Source organism: Micromonospora sp. NPDC048999 (genome assembly GCF_040649295.1).
Lineage (GTDB): Bacteria > Actinomycetota > Actinomycetes > Mycobacteriales > Micromonosporaceae > Micromonospora.
Genome location: NZ_JBEZFI010000034.1, coordinates 38,610 through 57,777 on the forward strand (window position 1 = coordinate 38,610; position 19,168 = coordinate 57,777).

Annotated in this window: 11 protein-coding genes; 4 read left to right on the forward strand and 7 right to left on the reverse strand. The window is 70.2% G+C overall.

Features of this window, described 5'->3' with window-relative positions:
• The first annotated feature begins 19 nt into the window (after positions 1-19).
• The 3 genes from AB0C02_RS25955 (at position 20) to AB0C02_RS25965 (ending at position 2,962) form a co-directional block, all read left to right on the forward strand.
• A complete protein-coding gene (locus tag AB0C02_RS25955; protein ID WP_357551549.1) occupies positions 20-361 on the forward strand; it encodes an MmcQ/YjbR family DNA-binding protein in 342 nt (113 codons plus the stop codon).
• Positions 362-476: 115 nt separating this feature from the next.
• On the forward strand, positions 477-1,802 hold the full coding sequence (locus AB0C02_RS25960; protein ID WP_357551550.1) for a low temperature requirement protein A: 1,326 nt from the start codon (positions 477-479) through the stop codon (positions 1,800-1,802).
• Between the two features lie 53 nt (positions 1,803-1,855).
• The gene (locus tag AB0C02_RS25965; RefSeq protein ID WP_357551551.1) at positions 1,856-2,962 is read left to right on the forward strand and encodes a cellulose binding domain-containing protein; all 1,107 of its coding nucleotides are present in this window, start codon (positions 1,856-1,858) and stop codon (positions 2,960-2,962) included.
• 66 nt (positions 2,963-3,028) lie between these two features.
• On the opposite strand, the gene AB0C02_RS25970 is transcribed toward AB0C02_RS25965, so the two are convergent.
• The 7 genes from AB0C02_RS25970 to AB0C02_RS26000 all read right to left on the reverse strand — a co-directional run bounded on the left by AB0C02_RS25970 (position 3,029) and on the right by AB0C02_RS26000 (position 16,833).
• Positions 3,029-7,312 (reverse strand): discoidin domain-containing protein, encoded by a 4,284-nt coding sequence (locus AB0C02_RS25970; protein ID WP_357551552.1) that lies wholly within the window; start codon positions 7,310-7,312, stop codon positions 3,029-3,031.
• 91 nt (positions 7,313-7,403) lie between these two features.
• The gene (locus AB0C02_RS25975) at positions 7,404-10,274 is read right to left on the reverse strand and encodes a discoidin domain-containing protein (RefSeq protein ID WP_357551553.1); all 2,871 of its coding nucleotides are present in this window, start codon (positions 10,272-10,274) and stop codon (positions 7,404-7,406) included.
• Between the two features lie 117 nt (positions 10,275-10,391).
• On the reverse strand, positions 10,392-12,014 hold the full coding sequence (locus AB0C02_RS25980) for a glycoside hydrolase family 13 protein (protein WP_357551554.1): 1,623 nt from the start codon (positions 12,012-12,014) through the stop codon (positions 10,392-10,394).
• Between the two features lie 166 nt (positions 12,015-12,180).
• A complete protein-coding gene (locus AB0C02_RS25985; protein WP_357551555.1) occupies positions 12,181-13,068 on the reverse strand; it encodes a carbohydrate ABC transporter permease in 888 nt (295 codons plus the stop codon).
• A 12-nt stretch (positions 13,069-13,080) separates the two neighbouring features.
• Positions 13,081-14,034: a sugar ABC transporter permease gene (locus AB0C02_RS25990; RefSeq protein ID WP_357551556.1), complete on the reverse strand. Its 954-nt coding sequence runs from the start codon at positions 14,032-14,034 to the stop codon at positions 13,081-13,083.
• An 81-nt stretch (positions 14,035-14,115) separates the two neighbouring features.
• Positions 14,116-15,495, reverse strand: a complete 1,380-nt coding sequence (locus AB0C02_RS25995; RefSeq protein WP_357551557.1) for an extracellular solute-binding protein — start codon at positions 15,493-15,495, stop codon at positions 14,116-14,118.
• A 336-nt stretch (positions 15,496-15,831) separates the two neighbouring features.
• Positions 15,832-16,833, reverse strand: coding sequence for a LacI family DNA-binding transcriptional regulator (locus AB0C02_RS26000; protein ID WP_357551558.1), 1,002 nt, complete (start codon positions 16,831-16,833; stop codon positions 15,832-15,834).
• A 283-nt stretch (positions 16,834-17,116) separates the two neighbouring features.
• Between AB0C02_RS26000 and AB0C02_RS26005 the strand changes: the two genes are divergently transcribed.
• A complete protein-coding gene (locus AB0C02_RS26005) occupies positions 17,117-19,162 on the forward strand; it encodes a glycosyl hydrolase family 28-related protein (RefSeq protein WP_357551559.1) in 2,046 nt (681 codons plus the stop codon).
• Positions 19,163-19,168 lie beyond the last annotated feature (6 nt).

Below are 19,168 nucleotides of genomic sequence, written 5' to 3' on the forward strand. Positions count from 1 at the left end.
CGGCGCTACCGTCGTGCCCGTGGTCACCGTCGACGACGTCCGCGCCCTGGCCCGGACCCTCCCCCGCACCAGCGAGCACCTGATCCGCGACCGCATCAAGTTCCGAGTGGGCGCCATCGTCTACGTCGCGTTCAGCCAGGACGAGCGGACCATGGGCTTCGGCTACCCCAAGGAGGAACGGGACGCCCTGATCGCCACCGAGCCGGCCGTGTTCTTCCACCCCCGTCCGTCCGACCTGCGGTTCAGCTGGGTGTGCTGCCACCTGGACCGACTCGACCACGATCGGATGACCGAGCTGGTGACCGAGTCCTGGCGTATGGTGGTGCCGAAGTTTCTCGCCCGCCAGCGACTGGGCGGCTGAGCTCCGGGCATGGTCACCGCCGCGGCTCGACCGGCCCGACCGCGGGGTTGAGGGGCAACCGGGGAGGGCGTCGATTCCGACGCGCGACCGGCCCCGGCGCTGAAAGACTCGTCCGGTGGACGACGACCGCAGACGCGGGGGGCTGGGGCCGGCAATCCCGATCGCCCCGGCCGCCCGGGTGGACAAGTTCGAGCTCTTCTTCGACCTCGTCTTCGTCGTGTCGTTCTTCATCATCACCCGGGCCACCGCCACCAACGTGACCGGGCGGCAACTGCTGCACGCCGTACTGGTGTTCGCCGTGCTCTGGTGGTGCTGGGTGGTGCACAGCATGGTCGCCGCCCGGCTGAGGCTCGGCGAGGGATTCGTCCCGGTGCTGATGGTGGCCGGCATGCTCGCGCTGTTCACCTTCTCGCTGGCCGTGCCACAGACCTTCGGCAGCGGCCATCTGGGGGTGGGCGGGCCGGTCCTGGTCACGATCAGCTATCTGGTGTTCCGCGCCGTGCACCTGGTGCCGTACGCGTACCTCGGCCGAGGCCAGCCGATCGCCCCGGGCCAGCTGATGCTTCCCGAGGTGGCGATCACGACCTTTCTGCTGCTGGTCGCGGCGCTGCTGCCGAGCAGGATCACCGATCCGCAGCTCGCGGAGTGGCTCCGGGACGGGCTGTGGATCGCCGTCGTCGTCGTTCAGTACGCCAGCGGGCTGCTGGGCGGCATCCAGCGCTGGGTGGTTACCTCCGCCGAACACTGGACGGAACGCTACGACTTCATCCTCATCATCGCGCTCGGCGAGTCGGTCATCTCCGTCGGCGTCGGCGGCAACCTGCTCGGCAAGCCGGTGACCTGGCCGGGCATCGTGGCGGCGATGCTGGGCGTCCTCGCCACGGCGGCACTGTGGTGGGCGCACTTCGACATGATCGGCCCGGCCGCCCGGATCGCGCTGCACGCTGCCCAGGGCGTGCCACGGGTGACGATGGCCCGCGACGCGTTCGCCTATCTCTACCTGCCGATGATCGCCGGCTTGATCGGGTTCGCGGTCGGCGCGGAGGAGCTGGTGGCCACGATCGTCGATCCGGTGGGCGGTCTCATCGAGCCGGGCCGCGGCGAGTCCGTGCCGCTGCTGTTCGGCGGAGTGGCGGTCTATTTTGCCGCCGACCTGGCGTTCCAACTACGCACCCTGGGGACCGTGACGTGGACGCGGGTCGGCGTGCTCGTCGCACTCGCGGCCGGGATTGTCACCGGCCGGCTGCTGCCAGCGCTCGGCGCGCTCAGCCTGCTGACCTTCATCTGCGTCGCGCTCGTCGTCGTCGAGATGGTGGTTCTCGCGGACTCCCGCGACGCGCTACGACGAGCAGTGTACGAGGAGAAGGTCAGATACGAGACGGGCGAGGCCGCGTGGCGCGCCCACTGGCACGACGACAACCCGGAGCAGCCGACGCAGTGACGCGGGGATCGCCCGCCCGGAACGGCCACGCGCGCCGGCCGTAAAGTCTGCGCGTGATCGAGATCGGCATCGAGGTCGACCTGTTCCACCCGTCCGAGACGGTGTGGCACGCGTTGACGGAACCCGCGCTGCTCGCCAAGTGGTTCGCCGAGGGCGCGCCGCAGGCGGAGCAACCGGAGCGGCTGCTGCTGCGTACGGCGGGACTGCCCGGGTTCGACGCCGACGTCGAGGCGACGGTGGTGGAGCGGCGTGCCCCGGAGCTGTCCGTGCTGGACTGCCGGGAGGGCGCCACGCGTACCCGGCTGACCTGCCGCATCGTCCCGACCGGCCACGGCTGCCGGTTGAGCGTGCACGAGGTGCTGGTGGACGGCGAGTGGGACGCCGAACGGCATGCTCGCCGCACCGAGCACCATCAGCAGGCGGTGACCGTGCGACTGCCGGCGATCCTCGACTGGCTGGCGTTCCAGCGCGTCGACCTGCGACGCGCCGAGGGCGGGCTGACCGCCGAACTGCCCGTGGTCCGGTTGCTCGGCGACGTCCGTACCCGGGCCGGACGCCGGCGGGCGGGAGTGATCGGCGGGGGCCTGGCGTGTCTCGCCCTAGCCGCCGGGACGGCGGTGTGGCTGACCCGGCCGGCGCCGCGGATCCCGGAGGCCGCACCACAGTCGACTCCGCTGCTGCTGCCGACCGCCACCAGCCCTGCCCCCCGCAGCACCCCGTCGCCAACCGCGCGGAGCGCCGCCCGCAGCAGCGACGCGCCGTCCCCGACCTCGACCTCAACCCCCACGCCGACGGCGGCCCCGACCCCCACGCCGGCTTCCACGCCCAGCGCGAGCCCCAACCTGGCCGTCCCCATGGCCGCCCGCTACCAGACCGTCGCCGAGCGGATGATGGGCTACCAGGGCGAGGTGCTGGTGAGCAACCCGGACGACACGGAGAAGCCGGGCTGGGCGGTGGTCGTGACGCTGGGCGCGGGGGCCACGATCAGCGGCGTCAGCGGGGCCGAGTGGCAGCAAGACGGGCGGGTCGTCACGTTCACCGGGCCCGCCGTGCCACCTGGGGGATCGACGACGTTCCGGTTCGACGTGCGGAACCGGGATCTGCTCGCCGCCAAGGCCCCCGCGTCGTGCACTGTCGACGGCTCCCCCTGCTCACGGTAGTAGCGGGAGCGCGGACGCCGCCGGGAGGAGGTCCTCCTCCCGGCGGCGCCGCCCGGCCCGAGCCGGTCAGCTCCGGTTGATGGTGAACGTGCTGGTCGTGTTCCGGATGTCCTGGTAGTTGCCGGACAGCCGGAGGTTGACGAAGGTGGCGGAGCCGACGGCGGGGCCCTGCCCGGCCTCGGGCATCTCGTTGACCCAGATCCCGAACCCGGACTTGGCGTCGAAGGCGTCACCGCTGCGCTTCGCCCCGGAGATCGACACGTTGGTGAAGACCGTGTCGGTGACCGGGTTCTCCGGCTGGCTGCCGGTGTACTTCGTCTGGAACATGATCCCCGAATACGTGGGATCGACGATGTCGACGTCGGACACCCGGATGCCGCGGAACTCCTTCGAGGCGGAGAACACCCAGATCGCCGGGAAGGTCTGCGCGCCCCAGAAGTGGCCGCCCGCCCGCACCAGCGAGATGTTCTGGAACTGGGTCGGCGGGCTCGCCCCGAACCCGATGAACGGATAGCCGAAGTCCAGCGAGCTGATGGTGATGCCCGAGTACGTCAGCATGTCCGCGATGTGGAGGTTGCGGAAGGTGTTGTCGTAGCCGCCGTACACGGCCAGCCCGGCCGCCCGCCAGGTCAGCGTGGCGGTCAGGTTCTCGAACACGTTGCCGTGGTTGCCGCTCGACGCGCCCTGGTCGGTGGCGGAGAACAGCGCGAACGCGTCGTCCCCGTTGGACCGACCCTCGCTGTTGGTGACCAGGTTGCCGGTGCTGCCGTTGGTCATGTTCACCCCGTCGGCGAAGGTGTCGCGGAACCGGCTGTCCCGAATGGTCAGGCCACTGACGTGGACCCCCCAGTACGCGCAGACGGTGTGCTCCACCCAGACGCTGTCGAGGGTGAGGTTGTTGACGTCCTTCAACTCGCCCCACACCTTGCCCGGCCCGTCGATCCGGTTGGTGTAGTTGCCGAAGAAGGACAGGTGGGCGAAGGTCGAGCCGCTGGCCGTGGGCTCCACCCGGAAGCCGGCGTCGGTGTTCTGCTGCGACGGCGGCGTCTGGAAGCGGGTGTACCACATGCCGGCGCCGACCACCTTGACCGCCTTGCCGTACACCTGGAACTTCTGCGCGGTGTCATAGGTGCCGGCCGGCAGGTAGACCCCGACCAGGTTGCCCGTGGTGTCCATCCGGACGGCGTCGAGGGCGTTCTGCACATCGGCGTGGCTGAAGCCGTTCGGCACCTTGTAGCGGGCCGGGTCCGGGTTGGCACGCGGCGACACCAGCTCCGTGTTGATGAAGTCGATCGCGTACGTGCTGGTGTTGGCCGCGTCCTTCTGCAGCCGGATGGTGCTGCCGGCCGGAACGGTCGAGTTCAACATCACGTTGGCCTCGTCGTACAGGTGCCGTGGCGGGCCCGCGCTCGGCGAGTCACTCGGGCTCGCCTCGGCGCCGTAGAGCCAGATGTGCTTCGAGGTCAGGTTGATCGGCTTGTGCAGGACGCCGTTGACGTAGATGTTCAACGTCGAGTCGATCCCGCCGCCGCCGGCGGAGTCCGGGATGGAAAAGCGGGTGACCAGGGTGTTGGTCGCCGCCCGGGTGGTCCACTCCACGTACGCGCCGGTGGTGTTCAAGGTCACCGCGCGGCGGCCGGACGCCTCGCCGGCCAGGGTGCCGATGTCGCGGCTCGGCCCGATCACCTGCGCGCCGCCGCCGGTCCGGCCGTCCTCGGCCTCGTACATGTCGTAGGGCAGGTTCGCGCCCCGGCCGACGAACAGCGACCGGTCGCTGGTGTTGTTCTGCTGCTTGACCGGCAGCTCGTTGGCATCGACGGCCAGCGCCACCCGCACGGTGTACTTCCCGTTGGCCGCCGTCCAGCTGCCCAGGTCGACCGGCGGGCTGGTCGCCCCGGCCGCGAGCACGCCGGTGTACGAGCCGGTGAGGGTGCGTACCACCGCGCCGGTGTCGGACAGCAGGGTGAGGGTGATGCCGTGCGCGCCGCCGGCCGAGGCGATCGTGCCCTGGTTACGGATCGACACCGCGAAGCTCACGGCGACGCCGGCGCTCGGCGTGCTCGGCGACCAGGTGACCGCCCCGGCGACCAGGTCGGAGCTGGCCACCGGTTTGACGGTCAGCGAGCCGGTCAGGCTGTTGTTCGACTCGTCCTGCTCGATGACCGTGTTCGCCTCGTCGACGACGGCGGTGATCTCGTAGGTGCCGGCGTCGCGGACCCCGATGTCCGCGGAGACGGTCGCCGAGGCCCCGGCGGCCAGGGCGCCGACGGACGCGGTGCCGACCTTGGTCGTACCCAGGTAGAAGGTGACCGAGGTGGCGGTGGACGCGGCGGTGCCGATGTTGCGGACCGTGGCGGACAGGGTGATCGGGTCGGTCTCCACCGGCGCGGACGGCGCGGCCGTCAGGCTGGTGACGGTCAGGTCCGGGTTCGGCGCGGGCGTACCGATCACCTGGAACTCGGCCACCTGCCCGTTGGACGAGCCGGAGTTGGCGGTGAACTGCAGCCGCACGTCCGCCGCGGTGGCGGTGACCGGGATGGTGACGGTGTTGCTGCTGGCCGGGTTGAACGAGTACGTCGCCGAGCCGACCAGGGTGGTGAACGTCGACGCGGACTGCTCCCGCCCGAGCACCTGGAAGGTCTGGGTGCGCGGTCCCCAGATCGGGTCGGGGTTCAGCTTGACCACGATGGCGGTGATGCTGGCGTTGGCCCCGAGCGCGACGGTGAGCGTGCTCGGGTACGCCCCGGGCGCACCCTCCCAGTAGGTCGTCACGTCGTCGTCGTTGGCGTTGACGGCGTTGAAGATGTGCACCACCGAGGAGGCGGTGATCGGCTTGCCGACGGCCAGGTTCCGGCCGGTCGGGGTGCTGCCGGTGCGGGTGACGGTGTTGGAGGTCGCCGACACGTTCCCGGCGGCGTCCCGGGCGCGGACGTAGTAGGAGACGGTGGCGCTGTCCGGCTGGCTGTCGGTGTACGTCAGGGTCGACCCGTTGACGGTGGCGCGCAGCGCGTTGTTGGCGTAGATGTCGTAGGCGGTGACGCCGACGTTGTCGGTCGACGCCGTCCAGGTCAGTTTGATCTGCCCCGACCCGGGCTGGGTGTACGTGAGGTTGCCGGGCGCGGTGGGCGGGGTGGTGTCGCCGGTGCTCCCGGTGCGGGTGACGGTGTTGCTGTTGGCGGACTGGTTGCCGGCGGCGTCGCGGGCCCGGACGTAGTAGGAGACGGTGGCGTCGGCCGGCTGGGTGTCGGTCCAGGTCAGCGTGTCGGCGCCGACGCTGGTGCGCAGCGTCCCGTTGGCGTAGATGTCGTAGGCGGTGACGCCGACGTTGTCGGTCGACGCCGTCCAGGTCAGTTTGATCTGGCCGGGGGCCGGCTGGGTGAAGGCGAGGTTGCCCGGCGCGGTGGGCGGCTGGGTGTCCCCGGTGGCCGGGCCGTAGATCTCCAGCTCGCTGAGCTGCCCGGCGGGCCAGCCGGAGTTGGCGGTGAAGTACAACCGCACGTACCTGGTGCTGGCGGTGGCGAAGGTGATGGTTACGGTGTTGCCGCCGGTCGGGTTGAACGCGTACCCGGCGGAGGCGACGAGGGTGCTGAAGGTGCTGCCGTCGGTGCTGCCCTCCACGGTGAGCGTCTGGGTGCGCGCCCCCCAGCTCGCGGGGAGCTTGAGCACCAGCTTGTTGACCCCCACGGTGCCGCCGAGGTCGGCGCGGATCCACTGCGGGAAGGCGTTGTTCGCGCTCTCCCAGTAGCTGGCCTGGTTGCCGTCGTTGGCGTTGCCCGCGCCGTACACGTCGGCGTGGCTGCTCTCGGCCATCGGCCGCCCGAGGGCGAGGTTGGTGGTGGAGGTGGTGACGCCGTACACCTCCAGCTCGGCGAGCTGCGCGGCGGACCAGCCGGTGTTGGCGGTGATCGAGACGCGGACGTACCGGGTGGTGGTGGCGGTGAAGGACAGGGTGACGGTGTTGCCGCTGCCGGGGCTGAACGTGCGGCCGGCCGAGGCGACGACGGTGGTGAAGCTGTTGCCGTCGGTGCTGCCCAGCACGGACAGGGTCTGGGTGCGGGACTCCCAGGAGGCGGGCAGTTTCAGGACGACCTGGTCGACGGTCTGGGCGCTGCCGAGGTCGACCTGCGCCCACTGCGGGAAGCTGTTGTTGGCGCTCTCCCAATAGCTGCCGGCGTTGCCGTCGGTCAGGTTGCCCGCCGTGTACGGGCCGTTGGCGCTGCTGGCCGAGGCGGTCCGGCCGAGGGCGAGGTTGGGGCCGCCGGCCGCGGCGGCCGGGGACGGCGGTGGGGCCGTGACGGCCAGCCCGACGGCGGCGAGCACCGCGACCAGGCGGGTACGGAATCTGGACATGGTGGAGGAACACCTTCTTCCGGGGGTGGTGGAGAGGTGGGTGATGGGGGTTGGGTGGGGTCCCCGCCGCGTTGCGGGGACCCCGGGGTGGTCAGCTGGCGTACGCCTCGAATTCGCTGAGCTGGCCGGCCGGCCAGCCGGTGTTGCCGGTGAAGGTCAGCCGCAGGTGCCGCTGGCTGGTGGCGGAGAAGGTGATCGTGACGGTGTTGCCGGTCGCGGGGTTGAAGGTGTAGCCGGCCGACGCCTTGACGGTGCTCCACGTCGACCCGTCGGTGGAGCCGAGCACGGAGAGGGTCTGGGTCCGGGTCTGCCAGGCCGACGACGGTGGCAGCTTCAGCACGATCCGGGACACCGGGTAGGCCGCGCCGAGGTCGACGGTGAGCGACTGCGGGAACGCGTTGTTGGCGCTCTCCCAGTAGGTGCTGGCGTTGCCGTCGACCACGTTGGCCGCCACGTACACGTCGGCGTGGCTGGTCTCGGTCACCGGCCGCCCGGCGGCCAGGTTCCCGCTGGGTGGCGGGGCGGTGGTCGGCGGCGGAGTCGGGGTCGGGGTGGTGGTCGTCCCGCCGTACACCTCGAACTCGGCGACCTGACCGGCGGGCCAGCCGGTGTTGGCGGTGAAGCTGAGCCGGACGTACCGCCGGTCCCCCGCCGGCAGCGGGATCGACACGGTGTTGCCGGTGGCCGGGTCGAAGGTGTAGCCGGCCGAGGCCTTCACCGTCGCGTACGTCGACCCGTCGGTGGAGCCGAGCACGGACAGGGTCTGGGTACGCCGCTCCCAGCCGGGCGGGAGTTTCAGCACCACCTGATCAACGGCGCGCGCCGTGCCGAGGTCCACGGTCAGCGTCTGCGGGAAGGAGTTGTTGGCGCTTTCCCAGTAGGTGCCGGCGTTGCCGTCGACGGCGTTGGCCGCCACGTACGTCTGGGTGGTGCTCGACGCGGTGACCGGCCGGCCGAGGGCGAGGTTGCCGCCCGACGGCGGCGGCCCGGTCGGCGTGGGGCTGGCGGTCGGTGTGGGGCTGGTGGTCGGGTTCGTCGGCGTCGCGCTGGGCGGGGTGGACGGGCCGTTGCCCCACTGCGGTTCGGGCCACGGTCCGCAGTACGGGTTGGCCGAGTACCAGCCGGAGTTGCCGGCGCCCTGGGTGATCTGGAAGCTGCCGCCGACGCAGTTGTACATCGGGGTGGCCTGGGCGATACCGGTGGCGCGGACGTTGGTGAAGCTGACCTGGCTGGGCGCCTGCACCTGGAGGGCGAACGTCCCGGCCCCGTCGATGCGGACGTTGTTCAGGTTGATCCCGCTGGTCTGCCCCTCGATCCAGTGCAGGGCCGCGTACGAGCTGTCCAGGATGTCGGTGTCGGTGACGTTGATCGTGGCGCCCTGGATCGGTTCGTTGAGCGCGGAGAACCAGAGCGCGCCGACCCCGAACTGCCAGTTGTAGTCGGAGTTGCCGTTGCGGATCAGGGTGTTGCGGGCGACCGTGATCGTGCCGGCGACCGCGGTCGGGCCGTTCACGCCCGGGTAGCGGTTGGCGATGTGGATGCCGCCGCCGTTGGTGACCGAGTCGGCGGTCACGTTGTCGGTGATCCGGATGTCCCGGCCGCCGTAGGTGACCAGGTTGTTGGCCAGGATGGTGACGCCGACCGTGTTGAAGGTGAAGGCGTTGTTGACGTTGGGCACGCTCTGCGCCCACATGGCCAGGCCGTCGTCGCCGGTGTTGCGGACGAACGTGTTGGTGACCGTGGAGTTGGTGACGCCCCAGTGGAAGTTCACCCCGTCGGCGGTCTGGTCGAGGATCCGGCTGTTGCGGATGGTCAGGTTGTCCATCGGCCCGTCCATCCAGGCGCCGACCTTGGTGTGCTGCAACCAGAGGTTGTCGACCACCGAGTTCGACATCGCCCCGCCGAGGGCGTTGACCTGGTCCTCGTCGACCCGTTCCCGGATGTCGCCGATGATCGCGAAGTCCCGCAGGGTGACGTTGCGGCTGGGTCCGCCGGCCTCGTGCGACCGGATCTGCCCGCTGTAGCCGCCGCCGGCGACGTACTTGCCGTAGATGCCGGCCGCCCGCTTGCGGTCGGTGGGGTGTCGGCCGCCGAGCACCGAGTACCAGGGGCCGGCGCCACGCAGGGTCACCCCGTCGACCACCACGTGGTCCCACAGGGTGAAGGTGCCGGTGGGGATCCACACCGTCTTGCCCTGCGCCTTGCCGGCGTCGACGGCGGACTGGAACTTCGCGGTGGAGTCGGTGGCGCCGGTCGGGTCGGCGCCGAAGTCGGTCACCACGTCCAGCACCCCGGCGGGCTTGGCGATCGGCGCGCCGACCAGCTCGAAGTCGGCCAGGTCGATGGTGAAGGTGGGTGACTGCGCGGTCGAGGAGACCTGCAGGCGGATCTTGGTGCCGGCGGGGTAGGTGGTGCCGAACAGGGTGCGGGTCTCGTCGTAGAAGTGGTGCGGGTTGGTGTCGCCGGGGTTGTTGTTGAACGGGTACCCGCCGTAGAACCAGCCGTACCGGGAGGTGACCGGGACGGCCTTGACCAGGGTGCCGTTGGCCCGCAGGTCGATGGTGGCGTCCCGGCCGGTGCCGGCCGCGTTGTCCGGCAGGCTGTACCGGAAGGTCATCGCGTCGGCCGGGGCGGTGAGGGTGAACTCGACGTACTGACCGACGGCGTTGAGGGTGACCGCTTCCCGGCCGGACGCCTCTGACGGCAGGGTGCCGTAGCGCCGGTCGGGGCCGATCCGGGTGCCGGTGTACGCGGCCCGCTCGGCCTCCTGCTCGACGAACGGGACGGTGGCGCCGCGACCGGCGATGTCGAACGGGGACAGCCCGGCGGCCCGGGCCGGGGTGGCGGTGGTGGTGAGCGCCACGACGGTGACGGAGGTGGCGGCCAGCGCGGCGGCGGCGAGGGCGGCCAGGCCCGCGCGGAGCCGGTTTCTCGGATGGTGTGGGGTGGTCTGCTCGGCCATGAGGGGGGTGCTCCCTTTCGTCAGATGGCCCGGTTCCCCCGTGCTTCTGTCGCTCCGGTTCTCCTTCCTCGTGGCGGCGGTGCCGACGGCCGTCCCGGCCGTCGGCACCGCTAGGGATCAGCGGGTTCGCAGCCAGACGGCGGTGTCCGGCGGAAGCAGGTCGTCAACGGGTCCGCTGGACAGCAGCAGCCGGTCGTGGTCGGGCAGGGGCACCGGCGTGTCGGAGAGGTTGACCAGGCAGGCGAAGCCGGGTTCACGGGCGAAGGCGAGCACCCGGTCGGGGGCGGGCAGCCAGGTCAACGTGCCGTCGCCGAGCGCCGGTTCGCTGCGACGCAGCGCGATGGCGACCCGGTAGAGCTCCAGCATCGAGTGCGGGTCGCCGGTCTGCGCCCGGGCCGTGCGGTCCTTCCAGTCGGCCGGCTGGGGCAGCCAGGGTGCGGCCGTCGCGCCGTCCGGGCTGAAGCCGAACGGCGATGCGTCGCCGGTCCACGGCAGCGGCACCCGGCAGCCGTCCCGGCCGGGGTCGACCCGACCGGAGCGTTCCCACATCGGGTCTTGGCGCAGCTCGTACGGGATGTCCTCGACCTCCCAGAGGCCCAACTCCTCCCCCTGGTAGACGTAGGCCGCGCCGGGCAGCGCGAGGCAGAGCAGCGCGGCGGCCCGGGCTCGACGGGTGCCCAGTTCCAGGTCGGTGGGGATCCCCTCGCGCTTCGCGGCGAAGCTGAACGTGGTGTCCGCCCGGCCGTAGCGGGTGACCTGTCGGGTGACGTCGTGGTTGGACAGCACCCAGGTGGCCGGCGCGCCGACCGGCGCGTGGGCGCTGAGCGTCCCGTCGATGCTCTCGCGCAGCGCCGAGGGGTCCCAGGCGCAGCCGAGGAAGTCGAAGTTGAACGCCGCGTGCAGTTCGTCCGGGCGCAGGTAGTTGGCGAAGCGCCGCCGGTCCGGCATCCACACCTCGCCGATCAGTGCCCGGTCGCCGGGGTACTCGTCGGCGATCCGCCTCCAGTCGCGGTAGATCTCGTGCACGCCGTCGAGGTCGCGGAACGGGTGCGGCCGGTCGGGCAGCGTCTCGGGCAGTGTTCCGTCCTTGACCAACAGCCCGGCCGAGTCGATCCGGATGCCGTCCACCCCGCGGTCGAACCAGAACCGCAGAATGTCCTCGAACTCGGCCCGGACCCGTGGGTGGTCCCAGTTGAAGTCCGGCTGCTCGGGGGCGAACAGGTGCAGGTACCAGTCGCCGGGGGTGCCGTCCGGGTTCACGGTCCGGGTCCAGGTCGGGCCGCCGAACTCGCCGACCCAGTCGGTGGGCCGCTGGTCGCCGTTCGGGCCCCGGCCGGGGCGGAACCAGAACAGCTCCCGCTCGGGCGCGTCCGGTCCGCCGGCGAGTGCCGCCTGGAACCAGGGGTGCGCGTCAGAGCAGTGGTTCGGCACCACGTCGACGATTGTCCGGATGCCGCGTGCGCGTGCCTCCGCGATCAGCGCCTCCGCCTCGGCCAGGGTGCCGAAGACCGGATCGATGTCGCGGTAGTCGGCAACGTCGTAGCCTGCGTCGGCCATCGGTGAGGGGTACCAGGGGCTGAACCAGATCGCGTCGACGCCGAGCGCGGACAGGTGGTCCAGCCGGGACCGGATGCCGGCGATGTCGCCGATGCCGTCGCCGTTGCCGTCGGCGAAGCTCCGTGGGTACACCTGGTAGATCACCGCTCCACGCCACCACGGACGATTGTCTGCTGTGGACACGAGCACCTGCTTTCTGCGTCGGTACGTCGGCGGGGTCGCCGGACCTGGATGTGCGTCGCGCGAACGGTCGTTGTTCGCGGTAAGTTGCGCTGGTGTTGCGCAGGTGGGGTCGGCCGCTCATCGAGCCCGCCAGACGGCTGCGATGTTCGACGTCGGGGGGCCGGGGCTATCCCTTGAGGCTGCCCGCGGTCAGTCCGGACATGATGTTCCGCTGGAAGATCAGGAAGATGATGACGGTCGGGATCGCGGCGATCACCGACGCGGCGATAACCACGTTCATCGGCGTGCCGCCAGCGAAGGCGTAGATGCCGACGCTGACCGTGCGGGTCTCCGGCGATGGCATGACCAACTTCGGCCAGAGGAAGTCCTTCCAGACCGCGGTCACGGCGAAGATCGAGACCACGCCGAGGATGGGGCGCGACATCGGCAGGATGATCGACCACAGCGTGCGCAGCGGCGTCGCCCCGTCCATGACGGCCGCCGACATCAGCTCCTCCGGGATCGAGTCGAAGAACCGTTTCAGCAGGAAGATGTTGAACGCGTTCGCGACCAGGGGCAGCCAGATCGCGAACGGCGAGTCGAGCAGGTTGATGTGCAGGATCGGCAGGTCGATCACGGTCACGTACTGCGGGACGATGAGGACCATCGCCGGGATCATCAGCGTCGCCAGCATCATGCCGAGGATCACGTTGCCGAGCGCCGGTCGAAGCTTCGACAGGGCGTACGCCGCGGCGGTGTCGAGGACGAGCTGGAACAACAGCGCCCCGGCGGCGTAGTAGAACGTGTTGAACAGCAGCTTGGCGAGGGCCAGGTTGGTCCACGCATCGGCGTAGTTCTGCAGCTGGGGGTTCTTCGGATACAGCGATGGCGGGGTCTGCGCGATTTCCTGCCCGGATTTGAGCGCGCCGGTGACCATCCAGTAGAGCGGCCCGAGGAACACGAGCGTGAACACCAGCACGACCACGACGAGCAGCGTCCAGTAGACGATCCGGCCGCGCCCCCGCCGGAGCTGGGCATGTGAGATAAGGGTCCGGGTCCCGGGATCCTGCGCCATTTCTCGCCCGTCCTAGTCCTGTTTCGAGGTGAGCCGCACGTAGACGGCGGAGAAGCCGGCCAGCACCACGAGCATGATCACGCCGAGTGCCGCAGCACCATTGAGGTCGTTCTGGAAGAACCCGTGCTGGTAGATGAGGTATGCCACCGAGGTCGCGGCATCCTCCGCGCCCGCTCCGTTGGCGAGGATCAGTGGTTCGATGAACAGTTGCATCGTCGCCACGATCTGCAGCATCGCCAGAAGTCCGAGGATCAACCGGGTCTGCGGGATCGTCACGTTGACGATCCGCCGCCAGATCCCGGCGCCGTCGAGCTCGGCCGCCTCGTAGAGTTCGCCGGGGATGTTCTGCAGCGCCGCCAGGTAGATCAGCACCGCGCTGCCCATGTTCATCCAGGTCGACGCGAGCACCATCGCCGGCATCGTCATCCCGGGCGACTGCATCCACTCAGATGTCGGCAGGTGCAGTGCCTTGAGGATGGCGTTGAACAGTCCCGCGTCGCTGGGGTCGTACGCGTAGAACTTGAAGAGGAACAGCGCCGACGCGGGCGGCAGCATCACCGGCAGGTAGACCAGGATCCGCAGGTATCCCTTGGCGTGGCGGAACTCGTTGAGCAGGATCGCCACGAAGAACGGCACCGCGTACCCGAGGATGAGCGCGAGAATCGTGAAGTAGAACGTGTTCTTCCAGGCGGTCCAGAAGCTGGGCTCGTGAAGGATGCGGACGTAGTTGTCCCAGCCGACCCAGGTCGTCTCACCTCGCCGGGTGCGCTGGAAGCTCATGACGACGCCGCGGATCATCGGGTACCAGGAGAAGACGGCGAAGCAGAGGACCGCACCGAACAGGAACGTGTGCCCGGTGAGGTTGTCCCGTACCTTGCGGCCGAGGCTGGTACGCCGAGACCCGGCGGGATACGGCGCGGGGCGACCCGGTTTCCTGGTGGCACCCGGGACGGTGGTGATCGCCAAGGCAACTCCTGCGGAAGTCAGTGACCGGACGGTGGCGGCGCGCGGGGTGGGGGCCGGTGGGTCGGCCCCCACCCCATCGGGTCAGCTCCCGGCGGCCAGGAGCTGGTTCACCTTGTCCTCGGCCGTCTTGAGCAGTGCGTCGATGTTCGCGTTCGGGTTCGTCAGCACCCCGGACATCGCGGCGTCGAGCACCGCGTAGATCCCCTGCGCGTTGCGCGGCTCGCCCTTGATCGGGACCGGGCTCGCCTCGAAGACCGCGAAGTTGGCGGTGTCGATGTTCGCGTTCGCCTTGCGCAGCTCGAGTTCCTGCTTCTGGGCGTCGCTGCCGTAGGTGAAGAGCAGCGGCTGGGGCAGGCCCACCGGGTAGTTCTGCGGCTTGGCCCGGGCGTAGTCGAACTGGCCCTTGCCCGGCGTCAGCTTCTGGTAGGCGATCCACTTCAGGCCGGCCTTGACCTGCTCCGGGGAGAGGCCCTTCTTGAAGAAGTAGCCCTCGCCACCACCGAGCGTCCCCTTCGCCGGGCCGTCCTGGCCGGGCAGCGGGCCCATCGCCCAGTCCTGGAACTTGCCCTGGAACTGGCTCACGATCGCCTGGGTGGCGTCCGGCGCGCCGATGAACATGCCGACCTTGCCCGCGCCGGCGTTGGTCAGCAGGTCGCCCCACTGCAGCAGCTGGCGGGCGCCCATGCTGTTGTCGCCGTACCGCATGTCCTTGAGGTTCTGCAGGACCTGCTTGCCCATCGCGTTGTTGAAGTCGGCCTTCTTGCCGTCCGCGGTGAGGATCTGGCCGCCCTGGGAGTAGAGCAGGCAGGTGAAGTGCCAGCCTCCGGTGTTGCCGGCGCTGTACTCCGAGTAGCCGGCGATGCCGTTGCCGAGCGCGGAGATCTTCTTGGCGGCCTCCCGCACCTCGGGCCAGGTCTTGGGCGGGTTGTTCACGTCGAGCCCGGCCTGCTGGAACAGGACCTTGTTGTAGACCAGGCCCATCGAGTAGTTCTTCACCGGGACGGCGTAGAGCTTGCCGCCGTCGGTGAAGACCTCCTTGAGTGCCGGGTCGACGCTGTCCCAGGTGGGGATCGTGTCCTTGTTGGCGTACTGGGTGATGTCCATCGCCTGACCGGAGTCGAGCACCTGCTGGAGATCGGTCATGTATCCGTAGAACACGTCGGTCACGGTGCCGCCGGCAAGGCGGGCGGTGAAGTCCGGCGGGTTGTTGCACTGCTCGCCGACGCTGACGCTCTTGATGACGATGTCGGGGTTCTTCCGCTGGAACTCGGCGACGTCCTCGTTCCAGTTCTGCAACAGCTCTTTCTGGGCGCCGACCGGCTGGCAGTCGACGGTGATGGTGACCTTGCCGCTGGCGTCGTTCTTCGCGTCGTCGCTCTTCGTGGAGCAAGCCGCAAGGGTGAGCCCCAGGCCGGCCACGAGCGCTAGCGCCGCAGCCTTCCGGTACTGCGGTACGGACATCTGTCCATCCCTTCGGGAACGGGTGTCTCCATGGCCTTCGCTGATCTGCGGTGATCGCGTGATCGCCACCGCAGGGATGCGCTGTTGTTGATCTGTATCCGCCACGCAACCTGCCTCGGGGGCCGGCGTGAGTGGAGTCACTGTAACGAGGCGGACTTATTTCGGCAAGATGTCGAGCTGGTTTTGAAAGGATGCGACTTTCGGCCGACGTATCTTGACGAGAGCCCGGCTATGTCCCGGTTTCCGGCGTTCGCGCTCGCGCCACCCGGCAAACACGAAACGGCCGCCGACCGCGAGCAGCGGTCGGCGGCCGGGGCGTTGTCCGGTTGGGCCCGGTCAGCGGTTGGGGGCCGGGGCGGTGGAGCCGCGTACCACCAGTTCGGGCTCGAACAGCAACTCGTCATGCAGCACGCCGGCCCCCTCGATCTGGGTGACCAGTAGGTCCACCGCGGCCTGCCCCATCGTCTCGATCGGCTGCCGCACGGTGGTCAGCGGCGGATCGGTGCAGGTCATGAACGCGGAGTCGTCGAAACCCACCACCGACACATCGGTCGGCACCGCCCGACCGAGCCGCCGGGCCGCCCGGATGGTGCCCAGGGCCAGCACATCGCTGGCGCAGATAATGCCGGTCACGCCCCGCTCGACCAATTTGGTCGCGGCGACCCGCGCCCCTTCCATGGAGAAGCTGGAGCGTTCGACGCGCTCCGTGTCGCCGGTCCAGCCCGCGGCCTGGACCATCGCATCCAGCTTGCGCCGGGACGGCACGTGCCCCTCCGGGCCGAGCACCATCCCGATCCGGTCGTGCCCGAGCGAGCGCAGGTGCCCGTACGCCTGCTCGACGGCGACCGCGTCGTCGGTGGACACCCGGGGGAACCCGAGCTCGTCGACGCCGGCGTTGACCAGCACCACGGGCAGCCCCCGATCGACCAGTCGCCGGTAGTGCTCGTGCGAGGCGTCGGCGAGGGCGTACGACCCGCCGGCGAAGATGACCCCGGAGACCTGGTGGTCGAGGAGCATCTCGACGTAGTCGGACTCGGGCACGCCGCCGATGGTGCGGGCGCAGAGCGCGGGGGTGAACCCGCGCTGGGCCAGCGAACCGGTCACCACCTCGGCGAGCGCCGGGAAGATCGGGTTCTGCAACTCGGGCAGGACCAGGCCGACCAGCCGGGCCCGCTCGCCCCGCAGCTTGGTCGGGCGCTCGTAGCCCAGCACGTCCAGGGCGGTCAGCACAGCGGTCCGGGTCGCCTCCGACACGCCGCCGCGCCCGTTGAGCACACGGCTCACGGTCGCCTCACTGACGCCCGCCTTGCGGGCCACCTCCGTCAACCGCTTCGTCACGGCCGCAATCCTACGTCGCCTTCTTGCAAGAAATGAACCGCCCGCTGCTCGGTCACGGCAACGCCGGCGGGTCGACCGAACAGCATCCCTGGCCCCGACACCGCCGCCGGCCGTCGCGTTGCCTTCTGCAAGATTCGAACAGAGGAGCGCTTGAATATTGACAAGTGACGGGAATAACATGAGGCACCCTGGAGCCGGGTGTGGCTCCCGGGTCTCCGGCGGGCACGTCCAGCCGCGCCGACACCACCCCGTCTCCCCCGTCCCCCAGAGAGTGGGTAGTCCGATGCAGCGGAGCGTGGACGACGGCGCGGCAAGCTCGCGCCCGCACGTGCCGATAGCCAGGATCATCGCGACGGTCGCCGCCGTCGCACTCGCCGTACCGGGCGGAACCGCCGCCGCGGCGGTGGGCGTGTCGACTCCCGCCGGCCCGGCCCCCGTGGTGACCCGGGCCGGCCTCGACCCGGCACTGGTTGCCGGCCGCGGCGCGACCGTCGACTTCGTCGAGTTGGAGGCGGAGCAGGCCCGCACGACCGGCACCGTCATCGGACCGGACCGGGCCGCCTACACCCTCGCCGGGGAGGCGTCCGGCCGCCGCGCGGTCCGGCTCACCCCCGGCCAGTACGTCGAGTTCACCCTGCCCAGGGCGACCAACGCGATCACCGTCCGCTACAGCATCCCCGACGCCCCGCGCGGCGGCGGCATCACCGCGCCCCTGCAGGTCACGGCGGGCCACGGCCCCACCCGGACCATGACCCTGACCTCCCAGTACGCCTGGCTCTACAACCAGTACCCGTTCTCCAACGACCCCACTGCCGGGCTGCTGCACCCCGACTGGTGGATCACCGAGTGCTCCTGCGTGCCGGCCGCCACCACCCCGCCGCCGACCGTCGCCAAGCCCTTCCGGCCGCACCACTTCTATGACGAGCAGCGGATGCTGCTGGGCCACACCTACCGGGCCGGCGAGGTGGTCCGGCTGACCGCCCCGGCCCGCGGCGGCGCCGCGTGGACGGTCATCGACCTGCTCGACGCGCACCTCGTCGCCGCACCACGGGTGGCCCCGGGCGCGGTGAACGTGCTCGCCTTCGGCGCCGACCCGACCGGGCGGCGGGAGTCGGCCGACGCCTTCGACCGGGCCGTCGCGTACGCCCGCCGGGCACACCGCACGCTCTACCTGCCGCCCGGTACGTACCAGGTGAACCGGCACGTCATCGTCGACGACGTGACCATCACGGGGGCCGGCAGCTGGTACACCGTCGTCCGGGGTCGCGAGGTCACCCTGCGTACCCCGGCCCCCGACGGCTCGGTGCACACCGGCGTCGGCTTCTACGGCCGGGACGCGGCGGACGGCGGCAGCAGCAACGTGCACCTCGCCGGCTTCGCCATCGAGGGCGACGTGCGGGAACGCATCGACACCGACCAGGTCAACGCCATCGGCGGGGCGCTGAACCACTCCACCATCGACGGCCTCTACCTGCACCACACCAAGGTCGGGATGTGGTTCGACGGGCCGATGACCGACCTGCGGGTCACCAACACCGTCATCGCCGACCAGATCGCCGACGGCGTCAACTTCCACACCGGCGTCACCCGCTCCTCCGTCTCGCACACCTTCGTCCGCAACACGGGCGACGACGGCCTGGCCATGTGGTCGGAGGGGACCGGCAACGCGCACAACACCTTCGACCACAACACCGTGCAGTCGCCGGTCCTGGCAAACGGCATCGCCCTGTACGGCGGCACCGACAACACGATCTCCAACAACCTGGTCGCCGACCCGGTACGCGAGGGCAGCGCCATCCAGGTCGGCTCCCGGTTCGGCGCCGAGCCGTTCACCGGGCACCTGTGGATCACCGACAACACCACCGTCCGCGCCGGCACCTACGAGCTGAACTGGAACATCGGCCTCGGCGCGATCTGGTTCTACGCGCTGGACCGCAGCATCGACGCCGACATCCAGGTGGTCGGCGACGCCTTCCTCGACAACACGTACAACGCGATCATGCTGGTCAGCGACTGGCCGGTGAAGGACACGTACTCGATCAACAACGTGCACTTCCGCGACATCCGGGTCGACGGGACCGGCACCTCGGTGGTGAGCGCGCGCACGGCCGGCTCCGCGTCCTTCGCCAATGTGAAGGCCCGCAACGTGGGGGCGGTCGGGGTGAACAACTGCGGCTCGTTCCACTTCACCCCGGCCGGCTCGGAATTCACCGTCACCGACCTCGGCGGCAACGACGGCGGGTGGCTCGCCCCTTGGCTGCTGCCCAACACCATCACCTGCGACGACCGGCCGCCGGTCGTGCCGCCGCCGGCGCCGGCGGGGTGGTGAGCGGGG